Origin of the sequence: Ornatilinea apprima (assembly GCF_001306115.1) — a bacterium.
In the GTDB taxonomy this organism is placed as follows: Bacteria; Chloroflexota; Anaerolineae; order Anaerolineales; family Anaerolineaceae; genus Ornatilinea; species Ornatilinea apprima.
Map to the genome: position 1 here is coordinate 1 of NZ_LGCL01000035.1, position 17,058 is coordinate 17,058.

The 17,058-nt window shown below is 59.8% G+C and carries 16 protein-coding genes; 14 read left to right on the forward strand and 2 right to left on the reverse strand.

What is annotated here, in order from left to right; translation table 11 throughout:
* Window positions 1–279: 279 nt before the first annotated feature.
* Window positions 280–1,623, reverse strand: coding sequence for an MFS transporter (locus tag ADN00_RS14650; RefSeq protein WP_075063750.1), 1,344 nt, complete (start codon window positions 1,621–1,623; stop codon window positions 280–282).
* A 619-nt stretch (window positions 1,624–2,242) separates the two neighbouring features.
* Here ADN00_RS14650 and selD point away from each other — a divergent pair.
* Entirely contained in the window at window positions 2,243–3,292 is a 1,050-nt protein-coding gene (gene selD, locus ADN00_RS14655) for a selenide, water dikinase SelD (RefSeq protein WP_152966376.1), read from the forward strand.
* 601 nt (window positions 3,293–3,893) lie between these two features.
* Here selD and ADN00_RS14660 read toward each other — a convergent pair.
* Window positions 3,894–5,000 carry an Ldh family oxidoreductase gene (locus ADN00_RS14660; protein WP_075063752.1) on the reverse strand — a complete coding sequence of 369 codons (1,107 nt, stop codon included), beginning with the start codon at window positions 4,998–5,000 and terminating at the stop codon, window positions 3,894–3,896.
* 181 nt (window positions 5,001–5,181) lie between these two features.
* On the opposite strand from ADN00_RS14660, the gene uvrC reads away from it, so the two are divergent.
* The 13 genes from uvrC to lpdA all read left to right on the forward strand — a co-directional run bounded on the left by uvrC (window position 5,182) and on the right by lpdA (window position 17,031).
* Window positions 5,182–7,044 carry an excinuclease ABC subunit UvrC gene (gene uvrC / locus ADN00_RS14665; RefSeq protein ID WP_075063753.1) on the forward strand — a complete coding sequence of 621 codons (1,863 nt, stop codon included), beginning with the start codon at window positions 5,182–5,184 and terminating at the stop codon, window positions 7,042–7,044.
* A gap of 6 nt (window positions 7,045–7,050) precedes the next feature.
* The gene (locus ADN00_RS14670; protein WP_075063754.1) at window positions 7,051–7,455 is read left to right on the forward strand and encodes a response regulator; all 405 of its coding nucleotides are present in this window, start codon (window positions 7,051–7,053) and stop codon (window positions 7,453–7,455) included.
* Between the two features lie 101 nt (window positions 7,456–7,556).
* Window positions 7,557–7,904, forward strand: coding sequence for a 50S ribosomal protein L19 (gene rplS / locus ADN00_RS14675; RefSeq protein WP_075063755.1), 348 nt, complete (start codon window positions 7,557–7,559; stop codon window positions 7,902–7,904).
* Between the two features lie 78 nt (window positions 7,905–7,982).
* Entirely contained in the window at window positions 7,983–8,711 is a 729-nt protein-coding gene (locus ADN00_RS14680) for a gamma-glutamyl-gamma-aminobutyrate hydrolase family protein (RefSeq protein ID WP_075063756.1), read from the forward strand.
* 2 nt (window positions 8,712–8,713) lie between these two features.
* Window positions 8,714–9,541, forward strand: coding sequence for a glutamate racemase (gene murI, locus ADN00_RS14685; RefSeq protein WP_075063757.1), 828 nt, complete (start codon window positions 8,714–8,716; stop codon window positions 9,539–9,541).
* A gap of 97 nt (window positions 9,542–9,638) precedes the next feature.
* Window positions 9,639–10,166: a DUF3090 domain-containing protein gene (locus tag ADN00_RS14690; protein ID WP_075063758.1), complete on the forward strand. Its 528-nt coding sequence runs from the start codon at window positions 9,639–9,641 to the stop codon at window positions 10,164–10,166.
* Window positions 10,167–10,209: 43 nt separating this feature from the next.
* Entirely contained in the window at window positions 10,210–10,929 is a 720-nt protein-coding gene (locus ADN00_RS14695) for an SCO1664 family protein (protein ID WP_152966373.1), read from the forward strand.
* 36 nt (window positions 10,930–10,965) lie between these two features.
* Entirely contained in the window at window positions 10,966–11,601 is a 636-nt protein-coding gene (locus ADN00_RS19865) for a hypothetical protein (protein ID WP_075063759.1), read from the forward strand.
* A gap of 38 nt (window positions 11,602–11,639) precedes the next feature.
* A complete protein-coding gene (gene folP, locus ADN00_RS14705) occupies window positions 11,640–12,524 on the forward strand; it encodes a dihydropteroate synthase (protein WP_075063760.1) in 885 nt (294 codons plus the stop codon).
* 89 nt (window positions 12,525–12,613) lie between these two features.
* Complete coding sequence (locus ADN00_RS14710; protein ID WP_075063761.1) at window positions 12,614–13,624, forward strand: lysylphosphatidylglycerol synthase transmembrane domain-containing protein; 1,011 nt, start codon at window positions 12,614–12,616, stop codon at window positions 13,622–13,624.
* Window positions 13,625–13,729: 105 nt separating this feature from the next.
* A complete protein-coding gene (locus tag ADN00_RS14715) occupies window positions 13,730–14,662 on the forward strand; it encodes a lysophospholipid acyltransferase family protein (protein ID WP_075063762.1) in 933 nt (310 codons plus the stop codon).
* Window positions 14,663–14,709: 47 nt separating this feature from the next.
* Entirely contained in the window at window positions 14,710–15,489 is a 780-nt protein-coding gene (locus ADN00_RS14720) for a CDP-alcohol phosphatidyltransferase family protein (RefSeq protein ID WP_075063763.1), read from the forward strand.
* A gap of 141 nt (window positions 15,490–15,630) precedes the next feature.
* On the forward strand, window positions 15,631–17,031 hold the full coding sequence (gene lpdA, locus ADN00_RS14725; protein ID WP_075063764.1) for a dihydrolipoyl dehydrogenase: 1,401 nt from the start codon (window positions 15,631–15,633) through the stop codon (window positions 17,029–17,031).
* Window positions 17,032–17,058 lie beyond the last annotated feature (27 nt).

Sequence of the window (17,058 nt, forward strand, 5' to 3'; positions counted from 1 at the left end):
TTCCAGCGCGTTCATTTTGAACTCTGGTGGGTATTCTCGGTAATTTCTCTTTTCCATGCCTGATCTCCATTTCTTTAGTTTTACCCGATCAGGACATTTTTTGTGTCCACTTTTTTGCACCATTCCACGGTTGGTTTTTGAATCAACCCCATCCCTGCGCTGTTGGCGTTTTTAACCCCCACTCCGAAATCTCCCTAAAATGCGTTTTTCAGCATTTTAGGGAGGGAGAATATCCAAGTCCGGAGGGGATGCCGATTTGAGTCCGTTGATCTTGGGATGTTATACCCCGGCCCCGCTGACTCCAGCGATGCTGGCACGCTGCGGATGCTCGTCCAGGTGGCGGATCGCAGGCGAAGCCAGCCCCAGCAGGCCGGTGAGGCAGCCGAGCAGGGCGGTGCACAGGAACATGGCGGTCATACCCGCGCCGGGTCCGCTGCCGATGAGCGGGTTGAGCCACTGGTTAAGCAGGGTGCTGCTTTGCAGGGCAGGTTCAAACAGGCGGTCGGCCAGCAGACCGCTGAAAAGGTAGCCCACCGGCTGAGAGGAGACTTGAAGCATCTCGCGGGTGGCGAAGACACGCCCCTGGACATCGGGTGGCACAATCTCTTGCCAGAGGGCGTAGTAGGGGCTGACGATGAAGGGAATGGACAACTCGGCCAGGAAGCCGGCGATGGCCCAGGCTGGCACGCTGCGGCTGGCGGCGGTGAGGAAGTCGCACACCAGGAAGGACAGGGCGGTGGTGATCAGAAACACGCGAGTTTTGCGGCGCGGCATGCCCCAAATGCTGATGAGCAAGCCGCCAAGGATGCCGCCCAGCCCCATCACGGTGCGCACAATACCCAGACCTACCTCATCGCCGCCGGTGCGGGTGAGAATAAGCGGTGTATGAACGCCAAAATAGGTGAGCGTGCTGAATAAATTGATGAAGAAAAAGACGGCCAAAATCTCCACCAGGCCGCGCCGCTGGAGAATATAGCGCGCGCCAAAGCGGATCTCTTGCAGGTAGCTGCCGCGCGCCTGCTGGCCTTCGGCGCTGGCCGGTGGGGCCGGAAAGCGAATCAGCAGCAGGCTGCCCAGCGCCAGGCTCATGGTGAGCAGGTCGGCAGTCATCACCCAGTTAAGCCCGGCGCTTTGCAGCAGCAGCCCGGCAAAGATGGGCGCCAGCATGGTGACCGCCGATTTGGCCAGCCCCACCATGCCGTTGGCGCGGGCGAACTGCCCTTCGGGAACGATCAGGCTGATGGTAGCCCAGAAAGCCGGTTCCTGAAAGGCGCTGAATGCGCCGGTGAGGCCGGTAGCCAGGTATAAATGCCAGACCTGCAGCTCTCCGCGCAGGTTGAGGATAAAGAGGGCGGCGGTCATCAGCCCGGCGAGGGCGTCGGCCAGCAGCATCACCTTGCGGCGGTCCCAGCGGTCGACCAGCACGCCGGCCAGCGGGCTGGCGAGGATGAAGGCGAAGGTGGAGAAGAACCCCAATAACGCCAGGGCGCTTACGGATTGCTCTTTTTCAAAGGCCCAGATCATCAGGGCAAAACGGGTCATACTGGTGCCGAGAAGGCTGAGGGCCTGACCCGCCCACAAGATGTAAAAAGTTTTCCAGGTAGATGGAATGCGGTGCTTCATACTTCTAAACCTTATGATTAGATAAAAAAACCGCGGGCGATGAGTGCGCGCCCGCGGGTGGTTTGAAAAAAAGTGTTTCGTTATGAAACGATGGTCTGGAAACAGGCGCGCGAATAGAAGGACCCCTTAAAAACGCTCATGTTGATCGCCTGAATCGTAGAGATGTGTTCCATGCGCGTTATTTTAATCGGGTTGGGATGGGTTGGCAATGGCCAGATGGGTAGGATTCTTGATGCATCAGGCCCCCCATCCCCGCGCCGTTGGCGCGACCCTCCCCTGCATCGCGGGGAAGGGTGAAGCGAGTTTAGCTTGCGTTACGGTTTTAGGTTGATTGATTGCGACGATGGCAGCATGTTGCGCTTTTGCGTTGAAGCCCCATCCCCGCGGCTGCGCCGCGACCCTTCCCCATGTGGCAGGGAAGGGTGAAGAAATTGGATGCATACATTAATTTCTGGGTTTGGTTCTAAAGTTACCTCCCCTGGCTCACCGGGGGAGGCCGGGTAGGGGTGCTTTGAATCAAACCCCATCCCCGCGTTGCAGGGAAAGGCGTAGAGATTCTTGCGGTTTGTTTGCGGGGTGGTTTTTGGGTATAATCCACTCCATGAGCGATACGCGAGAAATTCCTTCTCCTAAACAAATTCGCCTGACAAGCCTGTCGAACTGTGCCGGTTGAGCGTCGAAGCTAAGCGCGGACGCGCTGGCGCAGGTTCTGCGCCCGATGGAGAATATTTTTCAATCAGCCGATTACCCCGATCTGCTGGTGGGTTTAGATTCGCCCGACGACGCAGCGGTATGGCTGGTGGATGAACAGCGCGCGCTGGTGATGACCACCGATTTCTTCACGCCGGTGGTGGATGACGCTTACGATTACGGCGCGATCGCGGCGGCCAACAGCCTGTCGGATGTGTATGCGATGGGCGGTCAGCCGTTCTTGGCGTTGAATATTGCCGCGCTGCCGCCTGACCTGCCGCTGGAAATTTCGAGCGAGATTGTGCGCGGCGGGGCTGAGAAGGCGCGCGAGGCCGGGGTGGTGATCGCCGGAGGGCACACCATTCAGGACAAGGAGCCCAAGTTCGGGCTGGTGGTGATTGGCTGGGTGGACCCGCACAAGATGCTGACCAAGAACGGGGCGCGCCCCGGCGATCTGCTGGTGCTGACCAAGCCGCTCAGTTTTGGAGTGGTGACCACGGCCATGAAGCAGCAAAAGGCGCTGCCTGAAGAGGAGGCCGAGGTGATTGGCTGGATGAAGCAGCTGAACCGCGGCGCGGCCGGGCTGGCGCTGGAATTTGGTTTGCACGCTGGCACGGATATCACCGGTTTCAGTTTGCTGGGGCACGCGCTGGAGATGGCCAACGCTTCAAAGCTGGGTCTGCGCTTTGATTTTGAGGCGATCCCGATTCTGGAAAGCGCGCTGCGCTGCGCGAAGATGGGCTATTTTCCGGGTGGGGCGTTTAATAATCTGGCCAATTTTGGGGAGCAGGTGCGCTACACCCGTGACCTGACCGAGTATGAGGAATTAATTCTATTTGATCCGCAGACCAGCGGCGGGCTGCTGTTGTGTGTGCCGCCGGAGAAGATCGACGCGTTTATGGCGCGCGCGGCGCAAATGGACCAGCCCGCCTGGGTGATTGGCGAGGCGCGCGAGGGCAGCGGCATTGAGGTGGGTTGATACGTCCGCGGCTTGACTTACCGCCTTACTCGAATCAAATCGAAGGGTAGTGCGGTGGTAGGGTGCGTTCGCTTTTGACCGCACCGGCCATTAGCGTCGAAACCACCAAATCCCCATAACAAAATTGCAGGCCGGCGCCTCTGCGTAAAGCGAAATTTTGACGACGGTGAGGCAGCGCCGCGCTCTACAATTGCTTCTACTCGTTTTTTGATTAAGATTATTCCGCCCTCCATGCCACCCTACCGAAGAATTGGCTCTTGTGCGGTGATAGGGGTTTGAAGCCGCACCAATCACAAACCTTTGGTGGGTTGCGGGCGGGTCATTCCACCGGTTTACCTTTGAGGTGGTCAATCCGCCCTCCACGCCACCCTACGGAAGAATTAGCTCTTGTGCGGTGATAGGGGTTTTGAAGCCGCACCAATCACAAACCTTTGGTGGGTTGCGGGCGGGTCATTCTGCCGGTTACCCTTTGAGAGCGTCAATCCGCCCTCCACGCCACCCTACCTAACTACTCAACTACCGAATTACCCAACACTAGATTCGAGGGCGGGAAGCCATTCCGCCCTCGAATTTTATTGACTCGAACTGCGCTTGCGCGGCGCTAAAAACCAAACTGGTATTGGGTAAGGCCCAGCTCGTCGCGCATGGTCAGCAAATCTTGCTGCAATTTGGGCACGATGGCCACGCCGGTTTGGCGCACTTCTATTTCTTTCTCAAATTCTTTTTCACCGGCGGTGTAAATGCGCGGCTGGTCGGGGGCTTTGCGCGAGGCGCGCAGGGCGCGCAGAATGTCGCCGGTGGTTTTCTTGAATGAGTCGAGGTCGGTGAAGCTTTCCACATTGATGGCCATGAAGAAATGCCCCAGCTGGAAGTGAGTTTTGCCGCCGTCGGGGGTGATGCCAGTCAGCGCGTGCAGGAAGGCGCCGCCCTGCAGCGAGGCGGAGAGGATTTCGACGATGGTGGCCAGGCCGTAGCCCTTGTGCCCGCCCAAGTCTTCGCCCGCGCCGCCCAGCGGCAGCAGCGCGGCGGTGTCTTGGGTGAGACCTTTGAGCACTTCGGATGCGTCGGTGAGGAAGTTACCCTGTTGGTCGGTAACCCAGCCGGCTTTGCCGGGTTGGCCTTTGCGCTCGAGGGTTTCAAATTTACCGCGCTGGGTGATGGACGTGGCCGCGTCGTACAGGAAGGGGTTGGCCTCGTCGGTGGGGCAGCCGAAGGCGATGGGGTTGGTGCCCAGCATGGGCTGCACGCCGAAGGTGGGGGCGATGGAGGGGCGCGCGTTGGTGAAGCTCATGCCGATCATGCCGGCGCGCGCGGCCATCAGCGGATAGTAACCGTCGATGCCGAAATGGGTGGAATTGCGCACGGCCACCGACCCCATGCCGTAGACGCGCGCTTTCTCGATGGCCAGGTTCATGGCCTTGTAACCGATGACCATGCCCACTCCGTGATGCCCGTCCACCACGGCAGTGGCGGGGGCTTCTTTGACGATTTCAAATTGGGTAACGGGACGGTGTTGGCCGTTTTTGATGCGGTCGTAGTACATCTTCAGGCGGCCCACGCCGTGCGATTCAATACCAAACAGGTCGGATTGGATCAAAATCTGGGCGCTGATAGCGGCTTCATCGGCGGGAACGCCCAGGCCAACAAACACATCTTGCATGAACTGCTGCAAGACATTGACTGGAAGGACTTTAACGGTCTCTGTCATCCTCTCACCTCGCAGGTTGAAAGTGGATAAGATTAGTAATATTGTAATGCAGAAGGCAACGGGAAGGAAACCGGGTTGAAAAAGCAAGGCCGCCGGTGCGCGCGGAAGGAGATTGCCGCGCTTGGCGAACCCGGCACAAGGACTGGAGCGCGCCGGTTTCAACGTGATAAAATGATCAATGATGGAAATCTCTGATTCGATTAAGGCGATTTTAGATACCCTGCCGACCAAGCCGGGCTGCTACATTATGAAGGACGCGGCCGGCAAGATTATTTATGTGGGCAAGGCGGTCAACCTGCGCAACCGGGTGCGTTCCTATTTCCACAGCAGCGCGGCGCAAGACGCGAAAACCGGGCAGTTGGTGCGCCAGATTGACCATATTGAGTGGATCATCGTGGGGTCAGAGCTGGAAGCGCTGATTCTGGAGATGAATCTGATCAAGAAGCACCGCCCGCGCTTCAACATCCGCCTGAAAGACGACAAGCGCTACCCGTATATTAAAGTCAGTTGGGCCGAGGCGTTCCCGAAGGTAACGGTCACGCGCCAGATGGTGGAGGACGGTTCGCGCTATTTTGGACCGTATACCAGCGTGTGGGCAGTGCACCAGACGCTGGACGTGCTGCGGCGCATTTTCCCCTACCTGACCTGCGACCGCGAGATCACCGGGCAAGACGCGCGCGCCTGCCTGTATTACGACATCAAGCTGTGTTCCGGGCCGTGCATTGGCGCGGTAAAGCAGCAGCAGTACCGCCAGATGATCGATGATTTGTGCGCCTTTTTAGACGGGCACACCGAGCCGATTGTGGCCCGCCTGCGCGCTGAGATGCAGCAGGCGGCCGAGGAGCTGCGATTTGAGCAGGCGGCCGCGCTGCGCGACCGGATGCAGGCGATTGACCGGGTGGTGGAAAAGCAGAAAGTGATTTCCACCGAGCAGATGGATTCGGACGTGATTGCCATCGCGCGCAATAACGGCGAGGCCTGCGTGCAGATTTTCTTTATCCGCGCCGGCAAGCTGCTGGGGCGCGAGTATTTCATCCTTGAGGGCACAGAAGACGAGAACGATTCTGAGATTATTGCCCAGTTTATCAAGCAGTTCTATGCCGAGGCGGCGCGCCTGCCGTGCGAGGTGCTGCTGCCGCAAGAGGTGGAAGAGGCGCGCATTATTCAGCAGTGGCTGAATACGCGCGGGAACTGCAACAAGGTGGAGTTGAAGGTGCCGCGTGAGGGCACGCCGCAAGAGCTGGTGCAGATGGCCACCGAAAACGCGGTGGAAACGCTGCAGGCGCTGCGCACGCAGTGGGAGGCCGACACCAACCGCCAGAGCGAGGCGCTGGCCGGCCTGCAGAGCGCGCTGGGCCTGGCCGCGCCGCCCAACCGCATAGAGTGCTACGATATTTCCAACACGCAGGGCACGGCTTCGGTGGGCAGCATGGTGGTGTTCGAGCAGGGCGTGCCGGCGAAAAAGTATTACCGGCGCTTTAACATTAAGACGGTGGAAGGCCCGGATGATTTTGCCAGCATGGAAGAAACGCTGACGCGCCGCTTCCGGCGCTGGCAGGCAGCCCAGGAGCAGAAATCACCGGGCGGCAAGGTGGACCCATCTTTTGCGCTGCTGCCGGACTTGCTGATTGTGGATGGCGGCAAGGGGCAGTTGGGCCGCGCGGTGGAGGTGCTGCAGCGCTTCGACCTGATGGGGCGCGTGCCGGTGGTGGGTCTGGCCAAGCAGGAAGAAGAACTGTTTCTGCCCGGCCGTTCCGATTCGATTCTGCTGCCGCGCCATTCGCAGGCGCTTTACCTGGTGCAGCGCGTGCGCGACGAGGCGCACCGCTTTGCCATCACCGCTCACCGCAACCGGCGCAGCAAAATTGGGCTGGCTTCGCAGTTGGATGAAATCCCTGGGGTGGGGCCAACGCGCCGCAAGGCGCTGCTGCGACACTTTGGCGGCGATATGGAGGCGATCCGCGGCGCCAGCATTGAAGACCTGACCGCGGTCTCGGGCATCAACATCGATGTGGCGATGTCGATTAAGGCTCACCTGGAGTAAAAGGCGATGAAAGAAACCGTGTGGATGGTGGATGATGACGCCGATGTGCGCGAAGCGCTGCGTATGCTGTTGACCCTGCTGGGCTATGATGTGGTAGAATTCAAAGAGGCGCGTGAGGTTGCTGCCGCCATCCAGACTGGCCAAAAGCCAAAGATTTTATTGCTTGATATTAACCTGCCAGGGGTCAGCGGTGTGCAGTTTTTGCCGGTGCTGCGCGGGTTGCCGGGATGGAAGTACATCACCATCATCATGGTGTCGGCGGAGAGCGCCGGCGAGAGCGTGGAACTGGCGATTCGCCAGGGCGCGGATGGGTATGTTTTCAAGCCGGTAACCTACGACGAACTGCGCATGGCCATTCAAAACGCGCAGGGGCGGCGCAAGATCAAAACCGGGGAATTGGATTTAAAATAATGCCTTTACCCTGTGGAAATCTCATGGTATAATCTGCCCTCGCCTCGAAAGATGTTATTCTGGAAAAACGCGGAAATTCCGTTTGTTAAGGATTGGTAATTATGAGCGACTTAATCAAGGCTATTGAACCTGCTGTCAACCCGAATGTGCCCAAGCTGCGAGCTGGCGACGTTGTCAACGTGCACGTCAAGATTAAAGAAGGCAACCGGGAACGTATCCAGGAATTCAAGGGTACAGTTCTGTACACCCACGGCGGCGATGGCGCCACCGCAACCTTCACTGTGCGCCGCCTGGCCAGCAATGGTGTTGGTGTGGAACGCACCTTCCTCTACCGCTCGCCGCGGATTGACAAAGTGGAAGTGGAACGCCACAGTGTGGTCCGCCGGGCGCGCCTGTTCTACCTGCGCAACCTGACCGGCAAACGCGCGCGCTTGAAACAAAAGTTTTAAATCAAACCCGTTTTAACACCTGGAAGGGTGCTGCCTACGCCGAGGTCGCGCCCTTTTTTCTTTTCTCAAGGAGGCTGTGTGAATCCAACCCCGCTGATCGGTCTCACAGTTTACCGCAAGAGTGATGGAAACGGCCACTGGACGCAGTCTCTGGCCGACGCTTACGGGCGGGCGGTGATCCGCGCCGGGGCCATGCCGGTGCTGCTGCCCACGCAAGCAGGGCTGGACGCGGCGGTGCTGATGGAACGCCTGGACGGTCTGCTGCTGACCGGCGGGGGAGATATGCACCCCGAAGTCTACGGCCTGCGCCCGCATGCCCGAGTGGGTTCGGTAGACCTGCTGCGCGATCAGATCGAGGTGGCATTGGTCCACGCCGCCCTTCAGGCTGGCAAGCCGCTGCTGGGCATTTGTCGCGGGGCACAGGTGCTGAACGTGGCCCTGGGCGGCGACCTGTTTACCGATATTGCCGATCAAACCCAATCTCCCATTCGACATGATTGTTATGACGACCTGCCGCGCGACCATCTGGCGCACGGTTTGCGCGTGCTGCCCGGCAGCCGCCTGCACGCCGCGCTGGGGGTGAGCGAGACACAGGTGAACAGCCTTCACCACCAGGCGGTGGACCGCCTGGGTGAGGGATTGAAGGCGGTGGCCTGGTCGCCGGATGGGCTGGTGGAAGGGGTTGAGATGGACGGTGAAGGCTTTGTGGTGGGGGCGCAGTGGCACCCGGAATGCCTGCCCGAAGCGCAGGCCATGCAGGCGTTATTCGCGGCGTTCGTCAACGCTGCGGCGCAGAGCGGGGGGTGAGCGTGGAAAAAGAAACATCGCTGGCGGTGGGCGTGTTCGACTCGGGGGTGGGCGGCCTTTCGGTGCTGCGCGAACTGCAGGCGCAGCTGCCCAACCAGGAGATGATTTACTTCGCGGACCAGGCGCACGTGCCGTACGGTCCGCGGCCGCTGGATGAAGTGCGTGATTTTTCAGAAGAAATTACGCGCTTTTTAATCGAACAGGGCGCGCGCCTGGTAGTGGTGGCCTGCAACACGGCTTCGGCGGCGGCGCTGCACTTTCTGCGCCAGCGCTTCGCGGGTGTGCCGTTTGTGGGCATGGAACCGGCGGTCAAACCGGCTGCTGAGCAGACGCGCAGCGGGTTGGTGGGCGTGCTGGCTACACCAGCCACGTTTCAGGGTGAGCTGTACGCCTCGGTGGTGGAGCGTTTCGCGCGGGGCGTGCGGGTGCTGCAAGATACCTGCCCCGGCCTGGTGGAGGAAATTGAAGCCGGAAACCTGAACGGTGAAAAGACGCGCCAGATTCTGGAGCGCGCGCTGCGTCCGATGCTGGAGCAGGGCGTGGATACGATTGTATTGGGCTGCACGCATTACCCCTTTGTGATTCCATTAATTGAGACGATCACCGGCCCAGCGGTGCGGGTAATTAACCCCGCCCCGGCGGTGGCACGCCAGGCGGGCCGTCTGCTGGCCGAGCGCGGCTGGCTGAACACCGCGCAGGGCGGCACGCGCTACTTCACCAGCGGGGAGGCTTCTCTGCTGGCCGGGCAGGTGCGCGGCATGCTGGGGCAGCCCGGCGCGGTAGACGCGCGCAAAGCGGTGTGGGCGGGCAAACGCCTGCGTGTTGATTGAGAGAGACGGCCGGTAGAGGCGGCGGCCCTATACAGGGCGGTCATTCTCGCGGGGGATTGTCTGGTATACTCAATGAAGGCCGATGGAGGTAAAACCTATGCCGCAAAATATCATTGATTTTTCACCTATTGATCACATCACCACCGACGCAATCGGCAAACCCGGCCAGCGCGTTTTTTACATTCAGGCGCGTTCGGGCAGCCGTGTGATCACCATTCTGGTGGAGAAAATCCAGATACAGACCCTGGCGATTGGCGTGGAGCAGTTCTACGCGGAACTGCGCGAGCGCTACCCCGATCTGGATGAACCCATGCCGGACTATGATGAAGAGAAAATGGCGATCCACCCACCGGTTGACCCCCTGTTCCGCGCGGCTGAATTGGGCCTGGCATACGACTCGGATAAAGATTTGATGGCTCTGATGGCAGTCGAAGCCCTGGGAGACGGTCAGCCGGAAGAAGAGGGCCGCATGATCCGCTTGTGGTGCACGCGCGCCCAACTGCGCGCCTTGTGCCGCTGGGGGCTGGAGGTGGCCGGGCGCGGGCGCGAGATTTGCCCATACTGCGGTGAGCCAATGGACCCCGAAGGCCATTTCTGTGTGAAGAAGAACGGGCACAAACACTAGCAGCTGGCCTTTGCGCCTTTTGAGCGTGGAAAGGAATTTCTGCGTGAACAAGACCTTTCTTCTGGAAGCCTTACAGAAGGGTGTGATGAACTTGCAGGGCCAGTTTTTGAACAGTTCCAATTACACCTTTCTCACCCAGCTTGCTTACCAGGGCTTTGAATGCAACGTTGTGTATAAACCGGTCAAAGGCGAAATGCCGCTGTGGGACTTTCCTAACGGCACGCTGGCCCAGCGCGAGACAGCCGCTTTTGTGTTAAGCGAGGCCCTGGGCTGGGACCTGGTGCCGCCGACTGTCTTTCGCAAAAAGGCTGCCCTGGGGCCTGGTTCGGTGCAGTATTTTGTGGAGCACGATCCCCAATATCACTTTTTTGAATTTTCTGTTGAAGACCGCCAGCGCCTGCGCCCGGCGGCCTTGTTCGATTTGCTGGCGAACAATGCTGACCGCAAAGGCGGGCACATTTTGATCGGCGCGGAGCGGCATATCTATTTGATTGATCACGGGATTTGTTTCAACCGCGAGCCCAAGTTGCGCACGGTGATCTGGGATTTTGCCGGTGAGGCGCTGCCGCCGGATCTGCTGGAAGATGTGCGCCGGTTGAGCGCGGAGCTGGAGCAGAAAACGGGGGCATACACGGAGTTGCGCCGCTATCTGAGCGCGAAAGAGCTGGACGCGCTGCGCGAGCGTGCCCTGGCGCTGCTGGAAGCCGGGGTCTTTCCGCACCCCGATCCGCAGCGGCGGCCGTACCCCTGGCCGCCGGTGTAATCTTTGACCTGATGGCGAACATGGAGGACAATTCTATTGAGCGAAGTATTTCTGATCAATTCTATTCGCGCCGAAAGCGGCGAACCCGTAGAGATGTTGGAAGCGCGTCTGTACGCGCAGGCGCAGATTCGCCGCGGCTGGCTGGAGCAGGCGGATATCATCGGCGCCACGGCTGCTGCAAGGCAGGTTGGCGGGCCGTTTGTGAGAAGCTGGCCGGCCGAGAGCGGCTTGCAGCATTTTCTGCTGCAGCAGGCGGCGCGCACCCTGCTGGCCGGGGACGCGCACCTGGCCGCCGTGGTGGAAGCGGGGGCGGGGGCGGCGCTGCTGGCCTCACCGGAAGCAGTGGGGGTGTATAACCTGTCGCCGCGGGCCGCGCTCCTGGCACGCCTGGGGCTGCCCAACGGTGCGGATTTGGCCGCGTTGTTGAAGCGCCGCAAGCTGGAATTGGAAGAGGGATTGGTCTGCGCGGCGGCAGAGTTGAGCGCGGAGCAGGCGCAGCGGCTGGCAGCAGCCCTGCCGGGCGGGGCCGCGCTGCCCCAAGCGCAGGAAGGTTTCTGGCAGGCGCTGGACACGCTACTGGAGAAAATGAGCGCGCAGCATCCGCCTGCGAAAGGTGTGCTGGCAAGCGCCTGGCAGGCCGGCGCGCTGCTGACGCTGCTGGAACCGCTCTAATCAACACAGCGAATGGGGGAAGGAGAGGGAAGCAAGGCATGAAAGCGTGGGAAGAGTTCCGCTGGGGACAGCAAACCTATGTGATGGGCATTTTGAATATCACCGCCGACAGCTTCTCGGGGGATGGGCTGCTGAAAACCCGCGATCCGGTTCGCTCGGCGCTGGAACGCGCGCGGCGTTTTGTGAAGGCCGGGGCGCATATCCTGGATGTGGGCGGCGAGAGCACCCGGCCAGGCGCCAGCCAGGTAGCTGAACAGGAGGAACTGGAGCGGGTGATCCCGGTGATTGAAGCGCTGGCGGCCGCCAGGCTGGACGCGGTGATTTCTGTGGATACCTATAAGGCGCGGGTGGCCGAGGCCGCGCTGCAAGCCGGCGCGGCGTGGATCAATGATGTGTGGGGGCTGCGCGCCGACCCCGGCATGGCCGAGTTGGCGGCGCGCAGCCAGGCGCCGTTGGTGCTGATGCACAACCGCAGCCAGCCGGCGGACGCGGAGCTGCAAGAACGACTGGGCGGGCGCTATGTGGGCTCGGTCTACACCGACCTGATCGGCGAGGTAAAAGCGGAGCTGATGCAAAGCGTGGAGCTGGCGCGCCGGGCGGGCGTGCGTGATGAGAAGATTGTGCTGGACCCGGGGATTGGATTTGGCAAAACGGTGGAACAAAACCTGGAGCTGCTCAACCGTCTGGATGAAATCCGCGCGTTGGGTTTTCCGATTTTGCTGGGGCCTTCACGCAAATCGTTTATCGGCTACACTTTAAATTTACCCTACAACCAGCGCGTGGAAGGCACGGCGGCGGCGGTAGCGGTGGGTATTGCGCGCGGAGCGGACATGATCCGCGTGCATGATGTGCGCGCTATGGCGCGCGTGGCGCGCATGACCGACGCGATCACGCGCCGTGGGGCGGCGGGTTCCACTGGTTGAGCATGGAAGCAGCCAGACCGGTTCTGGCGCGCTTGTGCCTGGCAGGACGCCGGGCAGCCGAAGCTGATATGCCCTGAAAGAAGCAAGCCGTGAAAAAATTCATCATCGCGATACTATTCCTGCTGGCGATCATTTTCGTCTTTTCGCGCTTCACCGAAGTAACCGAGATGGTGGATATTTTACAGCGCGCCCAGCCGGAATATCTGGCGCTGGCGCTGCTGGCCGAAGGGTTGTGGCTGCTGAATGTGGGGCTGGCATACCGCGTGAATTACCGCCTGCTGGACATGGACAAACCGCTCAAGCACATGGTTTTGATGAGCGCGGCGGCCAACAACTTTGTGGGCATCATCGCGCCTTCAGGGGGCATGTCGGCGCTGGCGGTATTTCTGGGCGATGCCAAACGCAATGAACATTCCAGCGCGCGGGTAACGGTGGCCTGCCTGCTGTATCTGCTGTTTGATTACATCGGCCTGTTGGGGGCGGTGCTGCTGGGTCTGCTGGTGCTGGTGCGCCGCAACCGGCTGGATTGGGCGGAGATTACCGCGGCTTCAATACTGGCGCTGGTGGCGCTGGCTATTTTGATGGTGCTGTATGTGGGTTTCAAGCGGCCAGAGCGCCTGGGTAAAAGCCTGGCCTGGCTGGCGAAGAAAGCCAACTGGCTGGCGGGCAAGTTCAAGCGCAAGAAACGCCTGGATGTCGCTGAGGCGTATTCCTTTGCCGAAGACATCAGCGCGGGGGTGGCGGTGCTGCGCGCCAACCCGCGGCAGCTGGTCATTCCGGTCATCTTGGGAATGACCAATAAAGGGCTGCTGATCACCGTGCTGCTGATGCTGTTCTTAGCGTTTGGCGTGCCGGTCAGCGGGGGAACGGTGATTGGCGGGTTCGCGCTGGGCTATCTGTTTACGATTGTGTCGCTGACACCCTCAGGGATTGGGATGATGGAGGGCGTAATGGCGCTGGTGCTGCGCTCGCTGGGTGTGAACCTGGAGGAAGCCGCCATTCTGACTCTGGCGTTCCGGGCGATCACTTTCTGGCTACCGTTCATCATTGGCATGGCGGCCTTTCGCTTTCTCTTCAAGGAGCCACGCACAGAGCCGTGAGTGTCAAAGCTACTCTATAGTATACAGCGTGGTTTTTGATTTATAATAAGAACACCACAAGCAAATCGATGCAGGCGCGAGGGGGTTGTAGCATGCAGAGGATAGATGGACGGATTTGTTGTGAAGGGACGGGAAGTGAGACTGACAACACTGATCAACAGCAAGCTTGGAACCGGCCTGGCGTTATGGCTGAGCCGCTCGCTGCCGGGCTGGCTGGGGTACCCTGTTTCACGGCTGGCGGCAGACCTGCTTTCGGGGCGTTCGCGCTCCAGCCAGGTGCGCGCGCTGCGCGCCAATTTGTGGGTGGTGAGCGGCGAACAGGCCACCCGCGAGCAGTTGGACCAGTGGGTAAAGCAAAGCTATCGCAATTCGGCGCGCGCGATCTATGATTTCTACCATCACCTGCGCGATCACCAGCGCGTTCTTAATCTGGTGGAAGTGGATCCCAGTTTTGAAGAAGTGATTGAAAAAGGACGCTCCCTGCGGGCCGGTCAGGTCCTGGTGGTGCCGCACGTCAGCAATTTTGACCTGGTGGGGCGCGCGGCCGCGCTGCGCGGGTTGCAGATGCAGGTCATCTCGGCTCCCAACCCGCCGGGCGGTTACCAGTGGCAGAATGCCATTCGGGAAGAAGTGGGCATTGAAATCACCCCGGCGTCCAATGAGGCGCTGCGCCGGGCGCTGACCAACTTGCGAGCGGGCGGCACGGTGCTCACCGGGCTGGACCGGCCGTTTGATGGCTCGAAGTACCGCCTGAAGTTCTTTGGCCGCCCGGCTGCTCTGCCGGTGGTGCATATTCAACTGGCGCTGCGCACCAAACTGCCAGTAACGGTGATTGGCGGCGCGATGAAGGCGGACCATACATACCGCGTGTGGGCGCTGCCACCCATCGCGATGAAAGAAATGCCCGATCACGAAGCCGAAATCGTGTACAACGCCGAAGCCGTGCTTTCAGCCGCGGAAGAGGTGGTGCGTCAGGATCCGCAGCAGTGGAACATGACCCAGCCGGTGTGGCCGGAAGCGATGCAAATGGCGCCATAATGCCGACAGGCAGGCCAGGCATCTTTGGGAAGGGAAGAGGAGAGAACGTGGAAGAGCAAAAACATATCCGAGTCAACGATATTTTATTGGGACCGCTGGAGCGGCCGGCGTTGAAGTGGCTGTCCGAGCACATGCCCGCCTGGGTGACCCCCGATCATCTCACCGGGCTGGGACTGGCGGCTTCATTTCTGATCTTCGCCTCATACTGGCTCACCAGCCTGTCTCCGGCGTATTTGTGGTTGGCCAGCCTGGGCTTTCTGCTCAACTGGTTTGGCGACAGCCTGGACGGCACACTGGCCCGGTACCGCAAAATTGAGCGCCCGCTGTATGGTTTTTTTGTCGATCACGCCATTGACGCGCTCAGTACCGTGCTCATTTTCACTGGGCTGGGGCTTTCTCCCTATGTACGCTTTGAGTTTGCTCTGCTGGCGCTGGTGGGTTATTTGCTGATGTCGGTGTACACCTACCTGGTAACCTACGCTAACGGTGTGTTCCGCATCTCTTACGCTGGTCTGGGACCGACGGAAGTGCGCGCGCTGGCGATTCTGATCAACACGGTGGTGTTCTTTTTGGGAAACCGGGAAGTGCGAATCAGCCTGCCGGTGCCCGGACCGTTCTCCATTTTTGATCTGGCGATCCTGTTTATAGCGATTGTCTTTTTTGTCGGCTTCATTGTGGTCTCGGTAACCACGGCGCTGGAACTGGAGAAAAAGGATACCGAAAAACTGCTGCGCCGCCAGCAAGCCCAGCGCGAGAAGGAAGCGCGCAAAGCCGCGCGGCAGAAGGAGAAAAAACAGCGCTCGCTGGCCGGCCAGGCGCACAAATGAACAGCCAGAAGAATGGAAAAATCAGTTAAGATGTACAAAGATGTACATAAACTTGGACGGTTCGTTGCCGCGAGGCGGTCATCATAGTACAATAGGATACAGGTTTTTTTATCTATATCGGCAGTTGGTGTGAGGGAGATTATGAGTGAACAATATGATGTGGTCGTTTTGGGCGCCGGCCCTGGCGGATATGTCAGCGCGATTCGAGCGGCACAGCTCGGTTTGAAAACCGCGATTGTGGAAAAGAAATGGCTGGGAGGGGTGTGTTTGAATGTGGGCTGCATTCCCTCAAAGGCCCTGTTGAAGAACGCCGATCTGGCTGAGACGCTGCGCGAGCGCACCAAAGAGTTTGGGATTTCCTTTGAGAATCTGCAGCTCGATTACAGTGTGGCCGTAAAGCGCAGCCGGCAGGTCTCGGACCGGCTGACCAAAGGTGTGGGCTTCTTAATGAAGAAGAACAAAATTGACGTTTTGATGGGCGCCGGCAAGATTACCGCCCCCGGTACCATTGTGGTAACCGATGAGAAAGGCGCCGCGCAGGAAGTCAAGACGAAGAATATCATCGTGGCAACCGGCGCTCAATCCACCGTTCCGCCAGTGTGGAAGATCGACGGCGAAAAGGTGCTGACTTATACCGAAGCGATTTTGCAGACCAAACGGCCGGCCTCGGCGGTGATCATCGGCGCGGGCGCGATTGGTGTGGAATTTTCGACCATCTGGAATTCTTACGGCACGGATGTAACCATTGTGGAAATGCTGCCGCAAATTCTGCCGCTGGAAGACCCCGAAGCCAGCGCCGAACTGGCCAAAGCCTATAAAAAACGCGGCATTAAGCTGCTGACCAGCACCAAGGTCGAATCGATTGAGACGACCGAGACCGGCGTGAAAGTGAAAGTGAGCGGCGCGGACGGCGAGCAGGTGCTGGAGGCCGAACAGGCCATGGTGGCGATTGGCTTCCGCCCCAATTCCAAGGGCTTTGGTCTGGAAGAAGTGGGTGTCAAATTAGACCAGCGCGGTTTTGTGGAAGTGGACGATGCGATGCGTACCAACGTGCCGGGCATTTACGCGATTGGCGATGTTACCGGCAAGCTGCTGCTGGCGCACGTGGCCTCGGCGATGGGCATGGTGGCGGCAGAGTCGATTGCCGGCGCGCACACAGTGAAGCTGGATTACCGCATGATGCCGCGCGCGGTGTATTCGCACCCGCAGGTGGCTTCGTTTGGTTACACCGAGCAGCAGGCCAAGGATGCCGGCTACGAGATCAAAGTTGGGCGCTTTAACTTCATCGCCAACGGCAAGTCGCTGGGTCTGGGTGAAAGCGCCGGCTGGGCCAAGATCATCTCGGATGCCAAGTACGGCGAGATTTTAGGCGCGGTGCTGGTGGGCCCGGATGTGTCGGAGCTGCTGCCCGAGCTGGTGCTGGCGCAGCGCATGGAGCTGACCGCCGAAGAGATCGCGCGCACGGTGCACGCCCACCCAACGTTGAGCGAGGTGGTGATGGAAGCCGCGCACGGTGTGGAAGGTTTACCGATCCACATGTAGTTTTTGGAAAGAAAGAGCAGCACCGGG